This is a genomic window from Rhodococcus sp. BUPNP1 (genome assembly GCF_002215235.1).
In the GTDB taxonomy this organism is placed as follows: Bacteria; Actinomycetota; Actinomycetes; order Mycobacteriales; family Mycobacteriaceae; genus Rhodococcus.
Genome location: NZ_NERM01000011.1, coordinates 12,206 through 35,301, shown reverse-complemented (window position 1 = coordinate 35,301; position 23,096 = coordinate 12,206). Strand labels below are relative to the sequence as shown.

The 23,096-nt window shown below is 69.7% G+C and carries 20 protein-coding genes; 13 read left to right on the top strand and 7 right to left on the bottom strand.

Features of this window, described 5'->3' with window-relative positions; translation table 11 throughout:
* Positions 1 to 11 precede the first annotated feature (11 nt).
* Together B9C99_RS13055 and B9C99_RS13050 are read right to left on the bottom strand one after the other, a co-directional pair.
* Complete coding sequence (locus B9C99_RS13055; RefSeq protein ID WP_088898177.1) at positions 12 to 1,844, bottom strand: ABC transporter ATP-binding protein; 1,833 nt, start codon at positions 1,842 to 1,844, stop codon at positions 12 to 14.
* Positions 1,841 to 3,673 carry an ABC transporter ATP-binding protein gene (locus B9C99_RS13050; RefSeq protein ID WP_160876017.1) on the bottom strand — a complete coding sequence of 611 codons (1,833 nt, stop codon included), beginning with the start codon at positions 3,671 to 3,673 and terminating at the stop codon, positions 1,841 to 1,843. The genes B9C99_RS13055 and B9C99_RS13050 overlap by 4 nt, the downstream gene beginning before the upstream one ends.
* Positions 3,674 to 3,985: 312 nt before the next feature.
* On the opposite strand from B9C99_RS13050, the gene pdxS reads away from it, so the two are divergent.
* Positions 3,986 to 4,888 (top strand): pyridoxal 5'-phosphate synthase lyase subunit PdxS, encoded by a 903-nt coding sequence (pdxS, locus tag B9C99_RS13045; RefSeq protein ID WP_059381317.1) that lies wholly within the window; start codon positions 3,986 to 3,988, stop codon positions 4,886 to 4,888.
* 5 nt (positions 4,889 to 4,893) lie between these two features.
* Here the strand turns inward: pdxS and B9C99_RS13040 are convergent, their stop codons facing one another.
* Positions 4,894 to 6,090: a SpoIIE family protein phosphatase gene (locus B9C99_RS13040; RefSeq protein ID WP_088898175.1), complete on the bottom strand. Its 1,197-nt coding sequence runs from the start codon at positions 6,088 to 6,090 to the stop codon at positions 4,894 to 4,896.
* A complete protein-coding gene (locus B9C99_RS13035) occupies positions 6,087 to 6,908 on the bottom strand; it encodes an alpha/beta hydrolase (protein ID WP_088898174.1) in 822 nt (273 codons plus the stop codon). Before B9C99_RS13035 ends, B9C99_RS13040 begins: the two co-directional genes overlap by 4 nt.
* A gap of 142 nt (positions 6,909 to 7,050) precedes the next feature.
* Between B9C99_RS13035 and tesB the strand changes: the two genes are divergently transcribed.
* The 12 genes from tesB (at position 7,051) to B9C99_RS12975 (ending at position 20,302) form a co-directional block, all read left to right on the top strand.
* A complete protein-coding gene (gene tesB / locus B9C99_RS13030; protein WP_088898173.1) occupies positions 7,051 to 7,875 on the top strand; it encodes an acyl-CoA thioesterase II in 825 nt (274 codons plus the stop codon).
* 76 nt (positions 7,876 to 7,951) lie between these two features.
* A complete protein-coding gene (gene pdxT, locus B9C99_RS13025) occupies positions 7,952 to 8,563 on the top strand; it encodes a pyridoxal 5'-phosphate synthase glutaminase subunit PdxT (RefSeq protein WP_088898172.1) in 612 nt (203 codons plus the stop codon).
* Between the two features lie 138 nt (positions 8,564 to 8,701).
* Positions 8,702 to 9,454 (top strand): YebC/PmpR family DNA-binding transcriptional regulator, encoded by a 753-nt coding sequence (locus B9C99_RS13020; protein ID WP_088898171.1) that lies wholly within the window; start codon positions 8,702 to 8,704, stop codon positions 9,452 to 9,454.
* A gap of 196 nt (positions 9,455 to 9,650) precedes the next feature.
* Positions 9,651 to 10,229: a crossover junction endodeoxyribonuclease RuvC gene (gene ruvC / locus B9C99_RS13015; protein ID WP_026061730.1), complete on the top strand. Its 579-nt coding sequence runs from the start codon at positions 9,651 to 9,653 to the stop codon at positions 10,227 to 10,229.
* On the top strand, positions 10,226 to 10,822 hold the full coding sequence (ruvA, locus tag B9C99_RS13010) for a Holliday junction branch migration protein RuvA (protein ID WP_088898170.1): 597 nt from the start codon (positions 10,226 to 10,228) through the stop codon (positions 10,820 to 10,822). The genes ruvC and ruvA overlap by 4 nt, the downstream gene beginning before the upstream one ends.
* Complete coding sequence (gene ruvB / locus B9C99_RS13005; RefSeq protein WP_088898169.1) at positions 10,819 to 11,988, top strand: Holliday junction branch migration DNA helicase RuvB; 1,170 nt, start codon at positions 10,819 to 10,821, stop codon at positions 11,986 to 11,988. Before ruvA ends, ruvB begins: the two co-directional genes overlap by 4 nt.
* 147 nt (positions 11,989 to 12,135) lie before the next feature.
* Complete coding sequence (gene yajC, locus B9C99_RS13000; RefSeq protein ID WP_088898168.1) at positions 12,136 to 12,465, top strand: preprotein translocase subunit YajC; 330 nt, start codon at positions 12,136 to 12,138, stop codon at positions 12,463 to 12,465.
* 111 nt (positions 12,466 to 12,576) lie between these two features.
* Entirely contained in the window at positions 12,577 to 14,373 is a 1,797-nt protein-coding gene (gene secD, locus B9C99_RS12995; protein ID WP_088898167.1) for a protein translocase subunit SecD, read from the top strand.
* 2 nt (positions 14,374 to 14,375) lie between these two features.
* Positions 14,376 to 15,578 (top strand): protein translocase subunit SecF, encoded by a 1,203-nt coding sequence (gene secF, locus B9C99_RS12990; protein WP_253250068.1) that lies wholly within the window; start codon positions 14,376 to 14,378, stop codon positions 15,576 to 15,578.
* Between the two features lies 1 nt (position 15,579).
* Positions 15,580 to 17,331 carry an ABC transporter substrate-binding protein gene (locus B9C99_RS12985; protein ID WP_088898165.1) on the top strand — a complete coding sequence of 584 codons (1,752 nt, stop codon included), beginning with the start codon at positions 15,580 to 15,582 and terminating at the stop codon, positions 17,329 to 17,331.
* Entirely contained in the window at positions 17,328 to 17,885 is a 558-nt protein-coding gene (locus tag B9C99_RS12980) for an adenine phosphoribosyltransferase (RefSeq protein ID WP_016694929.1), read from the top strand. The genes B9C99_RS12985 and B9C99_RS12980 overlap by 4 nt, the downstream gene beginning before the upstream one ends.
* Before the next feature lie 104 nt (positions 17,886 to 17,989).
* Complete coding sequence (locus B9C99_RS12975) at positions 17,990 to 20,302, top strand: bifunctional (p)ppGpp synthetase/guanosine-3',5'-bis(diphosphate) 3'-pyrophosphohydrolase (protein ID WP_016694930.1); 2,313 nt, start codon at positions 17,990 to 17,992, stop codon at positions 20,300 to 20,302.
* Positions 20,303 to 20,324: 22 nt separating this feature from the next.
* Here B9C99_RS12975 and B9C99_RS12970 read toward each other — a convergent pair whose 3' ends face one another.
* The 3 genes from B9C99_RS12970 to B9C99_RS12960 form a co-directional block, all read right to left on the bottom strand.
* A complete protein-coding gene (locus tag B9C99_RS12970) occupies positions 20,325 to 21,122 on the bottom strand; it encodes a peptidylprolyl isomerase (protein ID WP_088898164.1) in 798 nt (265 codons plus the stop codon).
* Positions 21,123 to 21,334: 212 nt separating this feature from the next.
* A complete protein-coding gene (locus tag B9C99_RS12965) occupies positions 21,335 to 22,117 on the bottom strand; it encodes a peptidylprolyl isomerase (RefSeq protein ID WP_088898163.1) in 783 nt (260 codons plus the stop codon).
* On the bottom strand, positions 22,117 to 22,992 hold the full coding sequence (locus B9C99_RS12960; RefSeq protein ID WP_088898162.1) for a peptidylprolyl isomerase: 876 nt from the start codon (positions 22,990 to 22,992) through the stop codon (positions 22,117 to 22,119). The genes B9C99_RS12965 and B9C99_RS12960 overlap by 1 nt, the downstream gene beginning before the upstream one ends.
* Positions 22,993 to 23,096: the final 104 nt, after the last annotated feature.

The following is a 23,096-nucleotide window of genomic DNA, read 5'->3' as shown; positions in this document are numbered from 1 at the left end:
GAGGCTCCCCCTCACACGAGCGTCGACCGGAACGACCAGGCGTCCTGCAGCCGGGCGTAGAGCCCGCCCGTGGCGACCAGCTCGTCGTGCGTGCCGTCCTCGACGATCCGGCCCCGGTCGAACACCAGGATTCGATCGGCGACCCGCGCACTGTGCAGGCGGTGGGCGATCGTCACCGTGGTGCGTCCCCGTCCGATCGATGTCAGCGCCCGCTGCAGGCGCACGTCGGTTCCTGCATCGACACCGCTGGTGACCTCGTCGAGGACCAGCAGGTCGGGGTCGACGAGCGCGGTGCGTGCCAGCGCGACGAGCTGGCGTTCGCCGACCGACAGCGCCTCACCCCGCTGGCCGGTGCGGGTGTCGAGTCCGTGCGGTAGGTCGCGGGCCCAGTCGTCGAGCCCCAGCTCGGCAAGGATCGCTTCGACGTCGTGCCGGTCGGCTCCCGGACGGGCGACGGCGATGTTCTCGAGGACGCTGCGATCGAACAGGAAGGGATCCTGGGGGACCACGGCGACACGCCGGGCGAGCGACCCGTCGTCGATGCTCGCGACGTCGACACCGGCAAAGCGGACGGTGCCGGTCGTGGGGTGCAGCTGCCGGGTGAGCAGCTTGGCGAAGGTGCTCTTGCCCGAACCGGTCTCGCCCACCACCGCGACCTGCTGCCCGGCACCGATCCGCAGGTTTAACCCGCTCAGGACCGGGCGTCCGGGGACGTAGCCCACCTCGACGGCGTCGATGTCGACGTCGAACATCCCGGGTCGCAGCGGCGTCGCGATCTCCTGTGCGACCGCGTCGGTCTCCAGGTCGAGGATCGCGAGCACCCGGCGCAGTCCCGCCTCCGAGTTCTTGGCGTCGGCCAGTGTGTTGACGGCGAACTGCAGAGGCCGGACGAAGAACGTCACGAGGAAGACGAAGGCGACCACCGTCCCCACGGTGATCGACGAACCCACACCGGAGGTGCCGAGGCCGAGCGCGACCCCGCCGCACATCACCGCGATCGTGATGAGCGTGTCGATGCTCTGGCCGACGGAGAACGAGGCGCTCATCGGCAGCAGCGTGCGGACCTGTGCGTCCGCCGTCGCATCGATCCGCGAATGCACCCGGGTCCGGACCCGCTCGACGGCGCCGGCGGCCCGGATCGTGTCGATCCCGGTGAGGGTCTCCGCGAACGCCGCGTACAGCTGCCCGATCCGCGAGCGCACCACGTCGAACCGGCCCGCGATGATCCGCTGCACGTAGCGGCCGACGAGCGGCACGACGCACGCGACCAGCGCCGCCAGGATCGCCAGCGGCCACGAGTACACCGCCATGACGATGAACGCGATCGTCATCTGGGTCAGGTTCTGGACGAGGGTCATGCCGCCACCCTGGGCGAACACCGTCACCGCATCGAGGTCGTCGGTGCTCCGGGCGACGAAGCTGCCCTGCGCGCCGGATTCCAGACGGGTGGGAGGCAGCCGCAGGGTGTGGTCGAGCACCCGGATCCGCAGGGCGGACACGACGTCCTCGACGGTCGAGATCAGACGACGGTTCATCAGCGACGAGCCGACGCCTGCGACCAGCACGGCTGCCATTCCCAGGAGCGCGCACCAGACGACGATCCGGGTGCGCTCCTCGGAGGTGACTGCGGTGAGCAGACCGTGATCGATCGTGTACTGCACCACGACGGGAACGACGATGCGTCCCACCGCCGCGAGCGCGGCGAACGCCAGGGTGGCGGCCAGGCCGGTCCGCACCGACGGGACGAGCCGGGCGACGCGGCGGAGCAACGCGACGGTGCCGAGTCGTTCGGTGTCGGTCCTTTCGGCGTCCGGTTGTGGGGATGCGGTGGGGGACACGGTCATCGGGTCGCCCCCTCGAGTTCGGCCGTGCGTGCATTGTCGTCGTAGGCCGTCACCAGATCGCGGTAGGCGGGCACCGATGCCGCGAGACCGGCGTGAGTGCCGGTCGCGACCACCCGGCCCTGATCGACGAAGACCACCTCGTCGGCGAGTGAGATCATCGCCGGACGGTGTGCGACGACGAGGATCGTGGTCTCCGATCGTCCCTGCGAGAACTCCGCCCGCAGGTTGTCGACGACGGCACGCTCCACGGCGGGATCGAGCGCGGACGTGGCGTCGTCGAGGACGAGCACACGGGGTCGCCGCACGAGTGCCCGAGCGAGGGCGATGCGCTGACGCTGGCCGCCGGACAACCGCGCGTGACCGTCGCCGATCACGGTGTCGAGACCGTCCGGCAGTTCGTCGACGAAGCCGGCCTCGGCGAGCGCGAGCGCGCGACGGACCGCTGCCTCGTCGATCCCGTCGTCCCACAGGGTGAGGTTGTCGCGCACGGATCCGGCGAAGACGAACGGGGTCTGGGTGACGAGAGCGACGTGTCGTGCCGTGTGATCGGGTGGTGTCGTGGCCAGGTCGACGTCGTCGAGGGTCACGGTGCCCGAGGTGGGCGGGAACAGACGAGTGAGCAGCGCGACGAGGGTGGACTTGCCGGAACCGTTGCGCCCGACGAGCGCCACGATGCGTCCCGGGCGCAGATCCAGGTCGACCGAGTCGACGGCGGGACGGTCGGCGTCGGCGAAGCGGTAGGAGACGGCATCGGCGCGCAGACGGGCCGGAGCCGCCGAGTGGGGGACGGAGGCCGAGCCGGACGGCTCCGGTTCGGCCTCGGCCAGTACCGTCTCGACGCGGCGGCGACCGACGACACCGGCCGGCAGGACGGCGAGGAAGCGGCCGATGACACCGAGCGGCATCGCCATGGTGAGCAGCAGGTAGACGACCGAGACCAGGGCGCCGATGGTCACCGCACCGGCCTCGATCCGCACCACGCCCACGAGCAGGACCACGAGGACCGCGAACGACGGGGTCAGTTCGATGAGCGGGTCGAAGATCGCCCCGACACGACCCGCGGACCGATTGGCCCTCGCGAGTTCGTGTGCGGCGCCGGCGAATCGCCGCGTCTCGTCGTCGGTCGCTCCGAGCGTGCGGATGACCTGGGCGCCGGCGATCGCCTCGTGCGCGAGCGCGGCGACCTCGGCGCGGCGCGACTGCACCTGCCGGGCGCGCGGCGACAGGACCCGTTGGTAGACCACGTTCGTCGCGATGAGCGCGGGGATGAGCACGGCCGCGATCACACCGAGCCGGGTGTCCGTGCGGAAGACCTGGACGAGCACCGCCAGGAGCATGCCGGTCATGCCGACCGCGAACGGGAAGTGCTGCATCGGGGCGTGGGCGGAGTCGGCGTCGGAGACGGCATGGGCGAGCAGACGACCGGTGGGATGACCTCGGTGCCAGCGCGATCCGGAATCGAGATAGTGATCGGCCAGGCGCGTGCGCGTGCGGGCCAGTCCGCGGAACTGGACGGTGCCTCCCGCGAACGTGCGGGTCACGATGCTCAGGACGCGCAACAGAGCGACGCCGATCAACGCGAGAGCCGTTGCCACAGCGATGCCGGTGGACAGCTCGCCGCGTTCGAAACTCCCGAGGACGAGATCGTCGGTGGCCGAGCCGATCACGTCGGCGAACAGCACCGTGCACAGGCCGTTGGCGATGCTCGCGCCGATCGCGGCCGCCGCGGGGACGGGGAATCGGCGACAGTCCTCGACCATCATCGCGATCCCTGCCCGGAAGGTGGCTCCGCGGAGCGGTTCACGAGCAACAGGGCGGTTCGGTGCCACGGGCATCCCAGCCTTTCGTCGGTTCCCGGACATCCGCGTGAACCCTCGAGGTGAAACGGCGGAGTGCGCCCACGGCCGTGGGCGCACATCCCTCCCATCATGAGCATCGGCAACGATCCGGGCGACGGTTCGAGTCGGCGTGATCGAAAACCTCCGGAGCCCGGTCGGGGGAGTGGACCGGCAGCGTGCAGTCCAGTTGTTGTCAACTGGCTATGGGGGTGGCTCGGATACGGTCCTAGGCTGGGGTCCGCTGCCCGTCGCCCGTGCGCCGGCAGTATTCGCCGATCCGTCCACCGAGGAGGAATCCCCATCGTGACCAGCCCCGATACCGCCCCCGTCACCGGCACCGCCCGCGTCAAGCGCGGCATGGCCGAGATGCTCAAGGGCGGGGTGATCATGGACGTGGTGACCCCCGAGCAGGCGAAGATCGCCGAGGACGCCGGCGCGGTGGCGGTCATGGCCCTCGAACGCGTGCCCGCCGACATCCGCGCGCAGGGCGGCGTGTCGCGCATGAGCGATCCCGACATGATCGACGGCATCATCGAGGCCGTCTCGATCCCCGTCATGGCCAAGGCGCGCATCGGCCACTTCGTCGAGGCGCAGATCCTGCAGGCTCTCGGGGTCGACTACATCGACGAGTCGGAGGTGCTCACCCCCGCCGACTACGAGAACCACATCGACAAGTTCGCGTTCACCGTGCCGTTCGTGTGCGGCGCCACGAATCTCGGTGAGGCACTGCGCCGTATCAACGAGGGTGCGGCGATGATTCGCTCGAAGGGCGAGGCCGGCACCGGCGACGTCTCGAACGCCACGACCCACATGCGCCGGATCCGCCAGGAGATCCGGCGCCTGACCTCGCTTCCCGAGGACGAGCTCTACGTCGCCGCCAAGGAATTGCAGGCCCCCTACGACCTCGTCGTCGAGGTCGCCCGCGCCGGCAAGCTGCCCGTCACCCTCTTCACCGCCGGTGGCATCGCCACCCCCGCCGACGCCGCGATGATGATGCAGCTCGGGGCCGAGGGCGTGTTCGTCGGATCCGGAATCTTCAAGTCGGGTAACCCTGCCCAGCGTGCGGCCGCGATCGTCAAGGCCACCACCTTCCACGACGATCCCGACGTGCTCGCGAAGGTCTCGCGGGGTCTCGGCGAGGCGATGGTCGGTATCAACGTCGACGAGATCCCGCAGCCGCACCGGCTCGCCGAACGCGGCTGGTGACCGCTCTACCGGGGTGCGTGCAGGGCGAGCAGGGCGACGTCGTCCTGCACGCCCGCTCCGAGCGTCGCGAGCGCCTCGCGGACGGCCCCGACCGCTTCCGCCGCGCTCGTCGGCTTCGACGCGCGGACATGGTCGAGGAGCCGATCCTCTCCGAAACGTTCGCGGGTCTCACCGGAGACGAGCGCCTCGGTCACCCCGTCGGTGTACAGCAGCAGTGTGTCGCCGGGGCGCAGCGCGAAGGTGTGCTCGACGAGCCGCGGCGTGGGCAGCATCCCGATCAGCTGTCCGCCGATCGTGGGGAGATAGTCGACGTTGCCGTTGGCGCGCACGAGGAGCGGCGGCGGATGCCCACCCGAGGCGAGACGGATGTCGACCCGTCCCGTATCCGGGTCGGGAGCGACCGTACCGAAGGTGAGCGTGCAGAAGGGGGCTCGCGTCTCGCTGTCGCGTTCGTCGAGCAGGGTGGTGTTGAGCGTCCTGAGCGCCGCGGACGGGAACGTCTCGTAGACCGCCGCGGCGCGCAGCGTGTAGCGGACGATCGACGTCACCGCCGCTGCGCGAGCGCCTTTTCCGCACACGTCGCCGAGGAACAGCCCCCACGTGCCGGTACGCGCGGGGAACAGGTCGTAGAAGTCGCCGCCGACCTCGTCGGGGGACGCGATGTGGTAGTACGCGTCGACCTCGAGTCCCGGTACCGCGGGCAGGCTCGGCGGAAGGAGGGTCGCCTGGAGCGTGGCGTTGATCTTGCGGAGCCGCTCGCGCTCGAGTTCGGCCTCGCGACGGGCACGGAGCAGTTCGGTCTCGTAGGCGCGGCGCTCACGAGCGTCGAACAGCATCGTGCGGATCAGCGCGGGCCTGCCCTCGGCGTCCGGTTCGACCACCGAGGCCGCCAGGACCGGCAGCCGCGTCCGGTCGGCCCGGACGAGTTCGAGGGCGATCCCGTTGATCTGCCCGTGCATGACGAGGAGCGGCGCGTAGTGGGTCTCGTGGTAGATGCGGCCGCCCACGCTGAGCAGGTCCGAGAAGTACCGCTTGCCGACCAGCTCGTCGCTCGGGAATCCGAGCCAGTCCGTCAACGTCCGGTTCACGTCCGTGATACGGCCGTCCGGGAGCGTCGTCAGGAATCCGCACGGCGCGTTGTCGTAGAGCGCGTCGCCGTGTCGGATACGGGGATCGAGGGTCCGATCGGTCGTCGCCGTCACCCCGATCGGCGCGCGAACGCCGCGATCGCGGCTGCTGTCTCTTCGGGTGCGCTGAGCTGCGGGCAGTGGCCGGTCGCGTTCAGGGTCACGAGTTCGCTCCCGGGGATCTGCTCGTGAACGAAGGCACCGACCTCGCGCGGAGCGATCGCATCGTGGGCGCACTGGGCGACGAGCGTGGGCACCGACACCGCGGCCAGATCGGAGCGGTTGTCGGCCAGGAAGGTCACCCGGGCGAAGACGCGCGCCACCTCGGGATCTGTGCGGCAGAAGATCTCGGCGAGTTCGTCGCCGAGCTCCGGCCGTTCCGGGTTGCCCATGATGACCGGCGCCATCGACTCGGTCCAGCCCAGATAGTTCGCCTCGAGGGATTCGAGCAACTCGTCGATGTCGTCGGTGCTGAACCCACCGCGGTAACCGGTGGCCGGATCGTCGATGAAGCACGGGGACGGTGCGAGCAGCACGAGACCGGAGAAGATTTCCGGGGCAGCGGCGGCCGCGAGGACACCGATCGACGCGCTCACCGAGTGGCCGACGAAGAGCACCGGACCGAGATCCAGGCTCCGGCACAGGTCCACGACGTCCTCGGCGTAGGTCTCCATCCGCGAATAGCGCTGGGGATCCCACGCGGTCGCATCGGAACGCCCGGAGCCGACGTGGTCGAACCGCACCACGGTGAAGTCGGGTTCGAGCAGCGGGATCACCAGGCGCCACAGGTGCTGGTCACAGCCGAAACCGTGCGCGAGGACGACCACCGGGCCCTCTCGGTTGCCCGTGATCGTCACGCTGTTCCTGCGCACCACATCGGTGACTTGTCGCATTGCACCCCCTCCGTTCTCCCGAGGGTGTCATATTCGCAACTCGATAGCGATCCCGGTTCTCCCACCACTTCCCGGGGACACGGCGTTCGGTACACGTCCGTGCAGCTAGCCTTCTTGCGTACGGTGCACAGAAGGAGTTCCCATGGCGAAGATCGAGCAGATCCTGGCGCTCGAACAGATCGAGAACGACATCTTCCGGGGTATCGCGACGGAGACGTTGCTGCCGCGGACGTTCGGTGGTCAGGTCGCCGGTCAGGCGCTCGTATCGGCGGTCCGCACCGTCGATCCCGACTTCGGGGTCCACTCGCTGCACGGCTACTTCCTCCGGCCGGGGAACCCGACGATGCAGATCGTCTATCTCGTCGACCGGATCCGCGACGGCCGCTCCTTCTGCACCCGGCGCGTGACGGCCGTCCAGGACGGCAAGGCGATCTTCACCATGTCGGCGTCGTTCCACGTGCGCGACGAGGGGATCGAGCACCAGGACACGATGCCGCGCGTGCCGGCTCCGGAGGAACTGCCCGATCCGGAGACCGTGGTCGACGACGCAACCCTGCTGTGGGCGAAGAAGGAATGGGCCGAGTGGGACTTCCGGTTCGTTCCCCGCGACCGGATGGACTCGTCGAGCAGGATGGCCGCACAGCAGCAGCTGTGGTTCAAGTCCCGCGAGATCCTCCCCGACGACCCGGTCTTCCACGTGTGCACGCTCGCGTACATGAGCGACATGACGTTGCTCGGCTCGGGGAGTGTCGGCCACGACGACGAACGGACGCAGGGCGCATCCCTGGACCACGCGATGTGGTTCCTGCGGCCGTTCCGCGCCGACGACTGGCTGCTCTACGACCAGACGTCACCCTCCGCCGGGCTGGGGCGCGCACTGACCCAGGGGCGGATCTTCGATCGCAACGGCAACATGGTCGCGGCGGTGGTGCAGGAAGGACTCACGCGGTACCTGCGCGAGTCCTGAACGAGGGCGTCCCCGACGAGGACGCCCTCACGGAGTGCCTGCACACCGGCGACCCCGGACGGACAGGCAGGCAACGGTGACCACTTCTTCCCCCACGATCGGCGTCCTGGCACTGCAGGGCGACGTCCGCGAACACCGCAGTGCTCTCGAGGCGGCGGGTGCGCGGACGATCGCGGTGCGGCGCGAGCGCGAACTCGACGAGGTCGACGGCATCGCCCTCCCCGGCGGCGAGTCCACGACCGTCAGCCGGCTGTTACGCGTGTTCGATCTGCTCGAGCCGTTGCGGAGCCGGTTGAAGGCGGGCCTGCCCGCCTACGGTTCGTGCGCCGGCATGATCCTGCTCGCCTCCCGGGTACTCGACACCACCGAGGACGCCGAGCACCTCGACGCCCTCGATATCGTGGTGCGCCGCAACGCGTTCGGCCGTCAGGTCGACTCGTTCGAGACCGACCTGCCGCTGACCGGCCTCGACGACGGTCCGGTGCGCGCGGTGTTCATCCGCGCGCCCTGGGTGGAGGAGGTCGGGCCCGACGTCGAGGTCCTGGCCACGGTGCCGGACGGGCCGGCGGCGGGCCGGGTGGTCGCGGTGCGACAGGGTGCCGTGATCGCGACCTCCTTCCATCCCGAGATCACCGGCGACCATCGCGTGCACCGGTTGTTCGTGGAGACCGTGCGCTCGGCCACCTGACCGCGGAGTGCGCCCGACGACCTCGGCGACATGACGACACGGCCACCGTGCGGTGGCCCACAGCGGGAGCGAGTAGAATCGACGCTCCGACCTGTCGGTTGACGCCGACCACACTTCGCCGGAAGGGGCTCGAAGCGAATGAGCGGCCACTCCAAATGGGCCACCACCAAGCACAAGAAGGCGGTCATCGACGCCAAGCGCGGCAAGATGTTCGCGAAGCTCATCAAGAACATCGAGGTGGCGGCTCGGACCGGCGGTGGCGACCCGGCAGGTAACCCGACCCTGTTCGACGCCATCCAGAAGGCGAAGAAGAGCTCGGTCCCGAACGACAACATCGAGCGTGCCCGCAAGCGCGGCGCCGGTGAGGAAGCCGGCGGTGCCGACTGGCAGAACATCACGTACGAGGGCTACGGCCCCAACGGTGTCGCGCTGCTCATCGAGTGCCTGACCGACAACCGCAACCGCGCCGCCGGTGAGGTCCGCACGGCGATGACCCGCAACGGCGGCAACATGGCCGATCCGGGTTCGGTCGCCTACCTCTTCACCCGCAAGGGTGTCGTCGTGCTCGAGAAGAACGGCCGCTCCGAGGACGAGATCCTCGAGGTCGTCCTCGAAGCGGGCGCCGAGGAGATCAACGATCTCGGCGACTCCTTCGAGATCGTCTCCGAGGCGTCCGACCTGATCGCCGTGCGTACGGCGCTCGTCGACGCCGGCATCGACTACGACTCGGCCGACCCCGACTTCCGGGCCTCGGTCGAGGTGCCCGTCGACGCCGAGGGCGCGCGCAAGGTCATGAAGTTGGTCGACGCGCTCGAGGACTGCGACGACGTGCAGAACGTCTACACGAACGTCGACATCTCCGACGACGTGCTCGCCGAACTCGACGCCTGAGCGACGCTCTCGTCGTACTCGTCCCCGAGCGACGCTCGTCGTACTTGTCGCAGCGGCCGGGGTCGCGTGTCGGTCTCCCGGCACCCGACCCCGGCCGCTATGCTCTCGAACAGGCGTTCGCAATCGTGCGGAGCGGGGTCGGGTCCGTCGGATGTGTCGGAAACCGGCCGTATTCGGGTGTCGAGAGGTGAGTCGGGTGCGCGTGATGGGTGTCGACCCCGGTCTGACCCGCTGTGGTCTGGGGATGGTCGACACGGGACGTGGACGCGACGTGATCCCCGTCGCCGTCGGGGTCATCCGCACCTCGCCCGACCTCGACCTCGAGCACCGACTCCTCAAGGTGTCCGACTCGGTCGAGGAGTGGATGGACCGCTACGAGCCCGACGTCGTCGCGATCGAGCGGGTGTTCTCCCAGCACAACGTGCGCACCGCGATGGGCACCGCGCAGGCCGGCGGTGTCGTGGCCCTGGCCGCGGCGCGTCGCTCGATCCCGGTCATGTTCCACACGCCGAGCGAGGTGAAGGCCGCGGTCACCGGCAGTGGCACGGCCGACAAGAAGCAGGTGACCACGATGATCACCCGCATCCTCAAGCTCGACGCCGCGCCGAAGCCGGCCGACGCCGCCGACGCGCTCGCGCTGGCCGTCGCACACTGTTGGCGGGCCCCGCTGATCGCCAGACTCGCGGCCGCCGAAGCTGCGGCCGCCCAGCAGAAGAAACGCTACGAGGAGCGGCTGCGCGAACAGTCGGCCGCACGGAAGGCAGGTAGCCGGTGATCGCCTCGGTACACGGCGAGGTACTCGACATAGCCCTCGACCACGTGGTGATCGAGGCGGGTGGGATCGGCTACCGGATCAACACCACACCCGCGACCCTCGCCGGTCTCCGGCGCGGCGAGCAGGCCCGACTCGCCACCGCGATGATCGTCCGCGAGGACTCCATGACGCTGTACGGCTTCGTGGACGCCGAGGCGCGCGAGCTGTTCGGTCTGCTGCAGACGGTCAGCGGCGTCGGCCCCCGGCTCGCCATGGCCACGCTCGCCGTCCTCGAACCCGATGCGCTGCGTGCGGCTCTCGCCGACGGCAACACCGCAGCGCTGACGCGGGTACCCGGGATCGGCAAGCGCGGCGCCGAACGCATGATCGTCGAACTGCGCGACAAGGTCGCGGCCTTCGGCGCGACCGGATCGTCGCCCGTCGCGGCCGGTGCCTCGCCGCTGCGCGACCAGATCGTCGAGGCGCTGGTCGGCCTCGGATTCACGCCGCGTCAGGCCGAACCGGCCGCCGACAAGGTCCTCGCCGAGGACCCGGGCGCCGACGTCTCGACGGCACTGCGCTCGGCGCTCAAGCTGCTGGGTAGGTCGCGGTGACCGACGAGTACCGCGAATTCGAAGGTGCAGCGGCCGACCGCGAGCGGTCGCCGGTCACGGCGGAGCACCTGCCCTCCGACAGCGACATCGAGACCAGCCTGCGCCCGACCAGTCTCGACGACTTCATCGGGCAACCGCGGGTCCGCGAGCAGCTGCAGCTCGTCCTGCGAGGAGCGAAGCTGCGCGGCGGCACTCCCGATCACATCCTCCTGTCCGGTCCGCCCGGTCTCGGTAAGACGTCGATGGCGATGATCATCGCCGCCGAACTCGGCACGTCGCTGAGACTGACCTCCGGTCCCGCGCTCGAACGCGCCGGTGATCTCGCTGCGATGCTGTCGAATCTCGCCGAGGGCGACGTGCTGTTCATCGACGAGATCCACCGCATCGCCCGACCGGCCGAGGAGATGCTGTATCTGGCGATGGAGGACTTCCGCGTCGATGTCGTGGTGGGCAAGGGGCCCGGCGCGACGTCCATCCCGCTCGAGGTCGCACCCTTCACCCTCGTCGGCGCGACCACCCGTTCCGGTGCCCTCACCGGCCCGCTCCGCGACCGGTTCGGTTTCACTGCGCACATGGACTTCTACGAGCCCCCCGAGCTGCAGCGCATCCTGCACCGCTCCGCATCGATCCTCGGGATCGATCTGCGCGACGACGCGGCCGCGGAGATCGCCGGTCGTTCCCGCGGCACGCCGCGTATCGCCAACCGGTTGCTGCGCCGCGTCCGCGACTACGCCGATGTGCGCGCCGACGGTGTCGTGACCCGGGCGGTCGCACAGGCCGCGCTCGAGGTGTACGACGTCGATCCGATCGGTCTCGATCGTCTCGACCGCGCCGTCCTCGGCGCACTCGTCCGCAGTTTCGGTGGCGGCCCGGTCGGCGTGTCGACACTCGCCGTGGCCGTGGGGGAGGAGCCCGCCACCGTCGAGGAGGTGTGCGAGCCGTTCCTGGTCCGTGCCGGCATGGTCGCCCGAACCCCGCGCGGACGTGTGGCGACGCAGGCCGCCTGGTTGCAGCTCGGCCTCACCCCGCCGCCGGAGGCCGCCACCGGTGGCATCGAGGTGCGTGCGCGCGAACCCCAGCTCGAGCTGTTCGAGGACGACCCCGCGAGCACCCTCGACGACGGTGTCGATCCGTCCGACCCGGACGATCCGGACGTACGGCGGTAGGACGCTCGCGCGGGGAATGGCACACTGGTCTACTGCGTCGGTCCGTGGAGGCCGATCTCGACGTCGTGGTGCCGCATGCGCCACCACGACCCGCTGGTGTCGCCCGCGTCACCACCCACCGACAACGACCGAGGACTGACTTCAACGATGGAACTGCTCTTCCCTCTCCTGATCCTGGCACTGCTCGTCCCGACCTTTCTGGGCGTGCGGCGTCAGAAGAAGGAGATGCAGAAGGTGACGGCGCTGCAGGACTCCCTGCGCATCGGCGACCGCGTGATGACCACTGCGGGTCTGCACGCCACGGTGGCCGCGCTCGCCGACGACACCGTCGCTCTCGAGATCGCGCCGGGTGTCGTGACGACCTGGTCGCGTCTGGTCATCCGGGAGCGCGTCGAGACTGCGACCCCGCAGGATCCGGATCTGCTCCGCAAGGACGACGATGCGAACCCGCCGGAGGGACGTCCGACCGAGTACTGACAGTCGATCCGCGACGCACGGTTTCGGCACCGGAGTCCTCCGGTGCCGGTGCCGAGCGCCGCGCGACTGCACCCGACCACCACTCACTCGCATCGAGGAGACTGACAGACCGTGGCACCTTCCAACGGATCGGTGCATCCCGTGCGCGCTCTCGCCCTGTTCGGGGTGATTCTCGCCGCGTTGTATGCACTGGTCTTCTTCACCGGGGACAAGTCGCCCACCCCGAAGCTGGGCATCGACCTGCAGGGTGGCACCCGTGTCACCCTCACCGCGCGAACCCCCGACGGGAGCAGCCCGAGTCCGGACAGCCTCCGCCAGGCCCAGCAGATCATCGAGACCCGCGTCAACGGGCTCGGTGTCTCGGGTTCGGAGGTGATCGTCGAGGGCGACAACCTCGTGATCACCGTCCCGGGTGAGGACAGCGCCCAGGCCAGGACGCTGGGCCAGACCGCCCGGCTGTACATCAGGCCGGTGATCGGGGGACCGATCGACGCGAACATGACCGCCGAGGATCTCGCCGAGCAGCCCGGCGCCGGTACCCCCGAGGGCGGGCTGCCCGCAGAACCGGCCCCTGCCGAACCGGCACCCGGAGAACCCGCGCCGGCCGACCAGGCTCCGCCCGCCGACGCACCCGAACCGCAGGGACGTCCGTTCCCGGCGCAGGATCCCACCGCGCCCACCGATGCCCCGGCACCGGCCGAGACGCCCGAGGCCCCCGCCGAGGCGCCCCAGGCTCCGGCCGAGCCCACCGGAGCACCCGAGGCTCCCGAGAACGACGGCTCGCTCACGCCGCAGGAACAGGCGGCTGCCGACATCGCCGCGGCCAAGGCCACCCGTCAGAGCGAGGACCCCGCGGTGCAGCAGGCCGCGGCTCTCGCGCTCGACTGCTCCGCCGCCGACCCGCTCGCGGGCAACGACGACCCGGCACTTCCGCTCGTCGCGTGCTCCACGGACGGCACCGCGATCTACCTGCTCGGCCCGAGCATCATCGACGGTCAGCAGATCGACGACGCGACCTCCGGCTTCAACCAGCAGCAGTCGCGCTACGAGGTCAGCCTGACCTTCGACAGCGAGGGCAGCAACACCTGGGCGCAGTTCACGGCCGCGAACATCGGTCAGCAGGCCGCCTTCGTGCTCGACTCGAAGGTCGTCAGCGCCCCGGTGATCCAGGGCGCCACGCCCGCCGGCAGTGCAACCTCGATCACCGGCCAATTCACGAACACGCAGGCCGCCGAGCTCGCGAACACCCTCAAGTACGGCTCGCTGCCGCTGTCGTTCGTGGCGTCCGAAGCCGAGACCGTCTCCGCGACACTGGGTCTGGCCTCGCTCGAGGCCGGCCTGATCGCCGGTGCGGTGGGCCTGGCCCTCGTGCTGCTCTTCTGCCTCGCCTACTACCGGATGCTCGGACTGCTCACCGCACTGTCGCTCGTCCTGTCGGGCCTGGCGGTCTACGCGGTCATGGTGCTGCTCGGCAGATACATCGGGTTCACGCTCGACCTCGCCGGCGTCGCCGGTCTCATCATCGGTATCGGCATGACCGCCGACTCGTTCGTCGTGTTCTTCGAACGGATCAAGGACGAGATCCGTGAGGGGCGGAGTTTCCGCTCCGCGGTGCCGCGCGGTTGGGCCCGTGCCCGCCGGACGATCCTGTCCGGTAACGCGGTCAGCTTCATCGCCGCCGCCGTGCTCTACGTCCTGGCCGTCGGTCAGGTCCGCGGCTTCGCGTTCACCCTCGGCCTCACCACGATCCTCGACGTCGTCGTGGTGTTCCTGGTGACCTGGCCGCTTGTGTTCCTGGCCTCGAAGTCGAAGTTCTGGTCCAAGCCGAGCGTGAACGGTCTGGGCGCAATCCAGCAGGTGGCCGACGAGCGTCGTCTCGTCGCCGCGACCGCTGCGAAGGAGGCGTGACGATGACCGACACGACCACGACGACGGCCGCGCCGCAGCACAGCCGGCTGTCCCGTCTGTACACCGGCACGGGCGCCTTCGAGATCGTCGGACGCCGCAAGCGGTGGTACATCGTCACCGCGGTGATCGTGCTGATCGCCCTGCTCAGCATGCTGCTGCGCGGATTCAGCTGGGGTATCGACTTCGAGGGCGGCACCCGCATCCAGATGCCGGCCGTGCCGGGCGTCTCCGTCGAGGACGTCGAGACCGTCTTCAGCGACACCATCGGCTTCGAACCCGAAGCGGTGCAGACCGTCGGCGCCGGCGACGGAGCGACCGTCCAGATCCGGTCGGAGACCCTCGACGGCGATCAGGTCGCGGAGCTGCAGACCGCGCTGTTCGAGGAGTTCCGGCCCGCCGGGCCGGACGGTGAGCCGTCCCGCAACTCGATCAGCGTCGCCGACGTCAGCGAGACGTGGGGAAGCCAGATCACCAACAAGGCGCTCATCGCGCTGGTGGTCTTCCTCGTCATCGTCAGCATCTACATCACGATCCGATACCAGCGGAACATGGCGATCGCAGCGATCGCCGCCCTGTTCTTCGACATCATCGTGACAGCGGGTGTCTACGCCCTCGTCGGCTTCGAGGTCAGCCCTGCGACCGTCATCGGTCTGCTCACGATCCTCGGTTTCTCGCTCTACGACACGGTCGTGGTCTTCGACAAGGTCGAGGAGAACACCCGCGGCATCCTGCACCTGCACCGCCGCACCTACGCCGAGCAGGCCAACCTCGCCGTCAACCAGACGCTCATGCGCTCGATCAACACCACGATCATCTCGGTGTTGCCGGTGCTGGCGCTGATGGTCATCGCGGTGTGGCTCCTCGGTGTGGGCACGCTCAAGGACCTCGCCCTCGTCCAGTTGGTCGGCATCGTCGTCGGTACCTTCTCGTCGATCTTCTTCGCGACCCCGTTGCTGGTTACGCTCGAGGAATGGCGTGGTCCGGTCGCGAAGCACACCCGCAAGGTGCTCGCCAAGCGGGAGGAGGCCGCCGCCCGCGCAGCGAAGGCCGGGACGACGGCCGGATCGCAGTCGGCCGACGCGGTCGACGCGAAGGTGGTGCCGACGGTGCAGGGCGCCGGATCCCTGCCCGACCGGGCGACGGTCCGTCGCGGCCCCGCCCCCGGGGCACGACCCACCGGAAAGCGCGGCAAGAGAAGGTCCTGACATGGCGGTGAGCGAGCGGAACGACCCGACGACGAGGCGGTCGCCGAGGCGCCGCGGCACGCTCCTCGCGTGCGCGGCGGTGGCCTCGACACTCGCGTTCTCCACCGTCGCGTGCGGCACGGACGAGGAACCGGTGCACTCGATCGGGTACGCGATCGACAACACGGTGACGACCTACAACGCGAACACCGTCGACGGTGCGGCCTCGGGCGCGCGCCAGGCGTTCGCCCGGGTGCTGCCGGGCTTCGGCTACGTCGGTCCGTCGGGCCGGGTGATCGCGGACACCGACATCGGCACTGCCTCGGTCGTGCCCGGTGAGGGGCTCACCGTGCAGTACCGCCTGTCGCCAAATGCGGTCTACTCCGACGGTGTGCCCATGTCCTGTGACGACCTCGTCCTGGCCTGGGCCGCGTCGAGCGGACGCTTCACCGCTCCCGACGAGTCCGGCGAGCAGGTCCCGCTGTTCGACGCCGCCCATCGTGGTGGTTACGCCGACATCGACCGGGTCGACTGTCAGCCCGGCTCGAAGGAGGCCACCGTCGTCTTCCGGCCCGGCCGCGAGGACACGAACTGGAAGGCGCTGTTCGGGGCCACCGAGCTGATGCCGGCCCACGTGGCGGCAGGACGGTCGGGTGTGTCCGACCTGGTCGGAGCGATCACGGCGAACGACGCCGAAGCCGTCCGGCGCATCGCGGAGTTCTGGAACACCGGCTGGAGCCTAACCCCGGGTGAGATCGATCCGGCGCTGTTCCCGTCCGCGGGCCCGTACCGCATCGAGTCGTACACCGCCGAGGACGGCCTGACGCTCGTCGCGAACGAGCGGTGGTGGGGGAACGCCCCGGGCACCGACCGCATCGTCGTCTGGCCGCGCGGCACCGACACGTCCGCGGCCGCGGAGGACGGCCGCATCCACGTCGTCGACGTGGCCGAGGGATCCGTCGGCCACAGCAACCTCGGCGACGGCGCCGACGTCTCCACCGTCGTCTCACGCAACCTCGAACAACTGGTGTTCGCTACGAGCGGTGTCTTCCAGGACCCGGCGGCGCGCCGCGCCGTCGCCCTGTGCACGCCTCGCACACAGCTGTTCGACGAACTCGGCGCGTCCGACGAGTCGAACGGCGTCACGGGCCCGATCACCTCGCGGCTCCTGGCGCCCGACTCGCCGTTGTACCCGCAGACCGTGCCGACCGCCGAACGCTACGCCGAGGTCGACATCGACGCCGCGCGTTCCGAACGTGAGGCCTCCGGTCAGGACCGCATGCAGGTCCGCATCGGCTATCTCGGACCGGACGAGCGCCGCGCGCGCACCGTCGAGCTGATCGGCGAGTCCTGCCGCGAGGCGGGCATCGAGATCGTCGACGCCGGCTCCGACACCTTCAGGCCGTCGCAGCTGACGGCGGGGGAGGTCGACGCGATCCTCGTCGGGACGGCCACGGCCGCCGGTGCCGGTGGCGCCGCCGACATGGAGCACGCCCGCGACGCACTGCACTCCGGGGCCGGCAGCAACGTCGGCGGTTATTCGATCGGCCGCGTCGACGAACTGCTCGAGGGCCTGCTCGTGGCGAAGGACAACGCGGCCATCGCGGGACTCGCGACCGAGGCCGAACGCATCCTGTGGGGCGACGTCCCCACCCTGCCCCTGTTCGCGCAGCCCCGCACGATCGGGTTCGCGGCGGGAATGCATGCCGGGGTGCCCAACCCGACGACCGCGGGTGCGGGCTGGAACATGGACCGGTGGATACTCGGAGGATGAACGCTCAACGGATCGGCGACCCGCGGCTCGTCGAGGAAGCTGCCGTGGCCGTCGCCGAACACACCCGATGGGTCGACGATTTCCCGACCGCGGGTGTCCGTTTCGCCGACCTGACGCCCGTCTTCGCCGACGGACCGTCCTTCTCGGCCGTGATCGCGGCGCTGGCCTCCGCGGCGCCCGACGCCGAACTCGTCGCCGGTATCGATGCGCGCGGCTTCCTCCTCGGCGGCGGCATCGCCCGCACCCTCGGGGTGGGTGTGCTCGCCGTCCGCAAGGCGGGCAAACTCCCGCCGCCCGTCCAGACCTGTGAATACAGCCTCGAATACGGCACCGCCGCGATCGAGATCCCGGGCGACTGGATGGCCCTCCAGGGCCGCAAGGTGCTCGTCGTCGACGACGTCCTCGCGACCGGCGGAACCCTCGCCGCGACCGTCGAACTGCTCGAACGCGTCGGCGCCGAGGTCGTCGGGATCACCGTCGTCACCGAGATCGAAGCCCTCGGTGGTCGGGCGCGGCTGCAGAAGTACCCGCTCACGTCTCTCGTGCGGATCTGAGAGATAGAGTTGCCACAGGTGCCGGTGAACCCGCCGGGCCCGTACGGTCCGGACATGCGCATCGGTGACGAACCGGGTTCGCAGCCGCGACGGGAGGTGGAGGCATGACCCAGAATCTCGATCGGTCCCACAATTCCGGTCAGAACCCGACCCCCACACCGGCATCGACCTCCGCGTCGAGGCGGGTACGCGCCCGCCTGGCGCGACGTATCACCGGTCAGCGGGGCACGAGCCTCAAGCCGGTCCTCGAGCCGCTGGTCACCATCCACCGCGAGCTGTATCCGAAGGCCGACCTCTCGCAGCTGCAGCGCGCGTACGACGTCGCCGAGGAACGGCACGCCAGCCAGAAGCGCAAGTCCGGCGATCCGTACATCACCCACCCGCTGGCGGTCGCCACGATCCTCGCCGAACTCGGCATGGACACCACGACCCTCGTCGCGGCACTGCTCCACGACACCGTCGAGGACACCGGGTACACGCTCGAGCAGCTCACCGCCGAGTTCGGTGAAGAGGTCGCGCATCTCGTCGACGGCGTCACCAAACTCGACAAGGTCGTGCTCGGCTCGGCCGCCGAGGGCGAGACCATCCGCAAGATGATCATCGCGATGGCGCGCGACCCCCGGGTGCTCGTCATCAAGGTCGCCGACCGCCTGCACAACATGCGGACCATGCGCTTCCTGCCTCCCGAGAAGCAGGCCCGCAAGGCACGCGAGACCCTCGAGGTCATCGCCCCGCTGGCCCACCGCCTCGGGATGGCGACGGTCAAGTGGGAGCTCGAGGACCTCGCCTTCGCGATCCTCCATCCGAAGAAGTACGAGGAGATCGTCCGGCTCGTCGCGACCCGCGCGCCGTCGCGCGATACCTATCTGGCCACCGTCCGCGACGAGATCGGGCGGACACTCGCGGCGTCGCGGATCGACGCGGTCGTCGAGGGCCGGCCCAAGCACTACTGGTCGATCTACCAGAAGATGATCGTCAAGGGCCGCGACTTCGACGACATCCACGACCTGGTCGGCGTGCGCATCCTGTGCAACGAGATCCGCGACTGCTACGCGGCCGTCGGTGTCGTGCACTCGCTGTGGCAGCCCATGGCGGGACGGTTCAAGGACTACATCGCCCAGCCCCGCTACGGCGTCTACCAGTCGCTGCACACCACCGTCATCGGTCCCGAGGGCAAGCCGCTCGAGGTGCAGATCCGCACACACGAGATGCACCGCACCGCCGAGTTCGGCATCGCCGCGCACTGGCGGTACAAGGAGACCAAGGGACGCCACTCGGGTGATGTCGCCGAGCTCGACGACATGGCCTGGATGCGGCAGCTCCTCGACTGGCAGCGGGAAGCGGCAGACCCGGGGGAGTTCCTCGAATCGCTCCGCTACGACCTGGCGGTCAAGGAGATCTTCGTCTTCACGCCCAAGGGCGACGTGATCACCCTGCCCTCCGGCTCGACGCCCGTGGACTTCGCGTACGCCGTGCACACCGAGGTCGGGCACCGCTGCATCGGAGCCCGCGTCAACGGCCGCCTCGTCGCCCTCGAACGCAAGCTCGAGAACGGCGAGGTCGTGGAGGTCTTCACCTCCAAGGACCCCAACGCCGGTCCGAGCCGCGACTGGCAGTCGTTCGTCGTCTCACCCCGCGCCAAGGCGAAGATCCGGCAATGGTTCGCCAAGGAGCGTCGCGAGGAGGCCCTCGAATCCGGCAAGGACGCCATCGCGAAGGAGGTCCGTCGCGTCGGTCTGCCGCTGCAGCGCCTGATGAACGCCGACCTGATGGTCGCGGTCGCCAAGGAACTGCGCTACGCCGACGTCTCGGCGCTGTACACCGCGGTCGGTGAGCACCACGTCTCGGCGCACCACGTCGTGCAACGGCTGGTCGCGCTGCTCGGCGGGGTCGGCGGTGTCGAGGAGGAGCTGGCCGAGCGGTCGACCCCGTCGACCATCCCCACTCGCTCGCGGCACAGCGGCGACTCCGGTGTCCTCGTGCCGGGCGCACCGGGCACGGTCTCGAAGCTCGCCAAGTGCTGCACGCCCGTCCCCGGCGACGAGATCATGGGCTTCGTGACCCGCACCGGAGCGGTTAGCGTGCACCGCACCGACTGCACCAACGCCGGGTCGCTGCGGGAGCAGTCGGAGCGCATCATCGAGGTGCAGTGGGCGCCCTCGCCGTCGTCGGTCTTCCTCGTCGCGATCCAGATCGAGGCCCTCGATCGGCACCGCCTGCTGTCGGACGTCACGAAGGCGCTCGCCGACGAGAAGGTCAACATCCTGTCGGCCTCGGTGACGACGACGGGCGACCGGGTCGCGGTGAGCCGGTTCACCTTCGAGATGGGCGATCCGAAGCATCTCGGACACGTGCTCAACGTCGTCCGCAACGTCGAGGGCGTCTACGACGTCTACCGGGTGACCTCGGCAGCCTGATCGCCCCGTTCACATCGGTCCGTCACCGTACGGTTCTGATCACGACGGGCGTCGCGGGTACGCCACCCCCGAGCGGGCTGGAGCCGTCGTGTCCGTTCGCGGCGGCCGCGTCGAGCACCGGCATCCCGGCATCGGCGATGCGGCCGAAGGCCGTGAAGTCCGGGCGCAACAGCGAATCTCCGAGCAGCAGGAAGAACTGGCTGCCGTTGCTGTTCTCCACTCCGGCGTTGGCCATCGCGACCGTGCCGCGCGGATACAGCACCGCCGGCGGGAGATAGGACGTCGCCGCCTCCGCATCGAACTGCGGTACCGGGTACTCGTCCGCGAAGGTGTAACCGGGACCGCCGGATCCCGTCCCTGTGGGGTCGCCGCACTGGTAGAGCTCACCGCCCGGATCGGTTGCGAGACGGTGACAGGAGGTGCCGTCGTAGAACCCGCGACGCGCGAGATCGACGAAGCTGTTGACCGTGCACGGCGCCTGGGCCCGGTCGAGCACGAGCGGGATCGCGCCGATCGACGTCTCGAGCGTCAGGTCGACGATGCCCACGGTCGATACGATGGACGGGGGACGAGCGCCACCCCTGTCGACGTACTCGCATGTCACCGTCGGTGCCGGTTGGGCCGGGACCTCGGGGAGCCCGCGGTAGATGGACAGATCGCGTGGGGGAGCGGACCGTGGCTGGGCGACCTCGGTGACCTTCGTGGTCGCGGAACCGGCGTCCTGCGCACAGCCGCCGAGCAACGCTGCGACGGCGACGAGACAGAGCGGAACAACGGTGCGGAGCCGGGACGCGAACGGCCGCTCAGTGGTGTGAATCACAGAATCGGGACGCTATCGGAACCCTGCACGAACCGATAGGTGCCGAGTGCGGATCGGTGAACAATCACCCCCGAGATCACCCCGTGAGGTGGTGTGGTCCAGCGGATCTCGTACCGGACGGCGGCATCCACGCCTCCGGAGTCCTGAAGACGCCGACGTCCCACCCCGAAATCCGGGGCGGGACGTTCATGCGTTGTGCGTGCGAGCGGGTGTCAGGACCCGACGGTCACCGACTCGATCTGCACCGCGCGGTTGGGGGCACCGCCGCCGGCCGCCATCGATCCGTCGTCGCCCTCTGCCGCGACCTCCTCGATCACGGCGAGTCCGGCCTCGTCGACCGTCCCGAAGACCGTGTAGGTGGGGGGAAGCTGCGAATCCTCGTAGACCAGGAAGAACTGGCTGCCGTTGCTGCCGGGCCGGCCGGTGTTGGCCATCGCGACCGTACCGCGCGGGTAGATCACCGGCTGCCGCAGCTGGGCGTCGCCGGGCGCGTACACGTTCTCCGGGTACTCGGTGTCGAAGCCGTAACCCGGCCCGCCCGTGCCGGTGCCCGTCGGATCGCCGCACTGCAGCACCTGCAGACCCGGCGAGGTCACCAGCCGGTGGCAGGGCGTGTCGTCGAAGTAGCCCTGCTCCGCGAGGGACACGAAACTGTTGACCGTGCACGGTGCCGCGGCCCGGTCGAGTTCCACGCCGATCACTCCGACGCTGGTGGTGATCTGCGCGGCGGTGGTGCCGGAGGCGGAGACGTCGTCCGCGGACGGGGCGGTCACGTCGCGCGCGGCGTCACCCGAGGCGTTGTAGGTGCACGAGACGGAATCGCCACCGGCGGGCCGCTCCGGCAGTTCGCCCGTGTAGGCGGGGGACTCCCGGTCGGCGACGGACGCGGGTGCCGAGGAGGTCGCGGCGCTGTCGGTGGACGTGTCGTCGGAGCATCCCGTGAGCAGGAGTGCCAGCCCGGCGCCGGCGGCGAGGGTGGTGCGCAATCGGATCATCAGTCCATCCTGACCGACGTGAGGGTGGTCTCCAGCGCGGGGGCACCGTCGGCGGCTCCGCCTGCGACACCGGCCGCGGCGATCTTGTCGAGGGTCGTGAGACCGGTCTCGTCGATCGTGCCGAAGACGGTGTACTGCGGCGGCAGCACCGAATCGCCGTACACCAGGAAGAACTGGCTGCCGTTGGTGTCCGGGCCGGCGTTGGCCATCGCGAGCGTGCCGCGCGGATAGGTCATCGGTTCCTGCGCCGCGGGATCGTCGGCGGCGAACTGGTCGGTCGGGAACTCGTTCGCGAACTGGTAACCCGGCCCGCCCGACCCGCTACCCGACGGGTCGCCGCACTGCAGGACCTGCAGGGACGGCGAGGTGGTGAGCCGATGGCAGGCCGTCTCGTCGAAGAAGTTCTGCGAGGCGAGCGACAGGAAGCTGTTGACGGTGCACGGCGAATCGTCGTTGTGCAGGATCAGGCCGATGTTCCCCTGGCTCGTCTCCACGCTGACGCTGATGTCCGTGTTGCCCTCGCCGGTGGTGCGGATGCCCTCGGTGCGCGGCGGCTCCGCCGGCTTCGACGGTTCGCGGCCGTCCGCGGGGTAGGAGCAGTTCACCGTCTCGGGCAACGGCTCGGACCGGCCCTCGGGGAGCGCGGCGTACTCCATTTCCGAACCCGAGGTGTCGTTCGACGCCGCCTCGGTGGCCGTGTCGTCGCCCCGGTCGACCGCCCACAGAGCAACACCCGCACCGACGACCACGATCACTGCGAGCGCGGACAGCGCGATCGTCATGCGGCGCCGCTTGCGCTCGCGTTCGGCTCGACGCTCGAGCTGCCGTTCGAGTTTGCGTTTCGCGGCCTGGCGCCGTTGTGCGTTGCTCGGCACTGCAGTAGTCCTCCCGTGAACGATCGATGTGGTCCAACCGACTTCGAAGCAGACCCGAGTCTGCCACCCGGGACCGGCAACCCGCGGGCAGGGCGCAACGCATA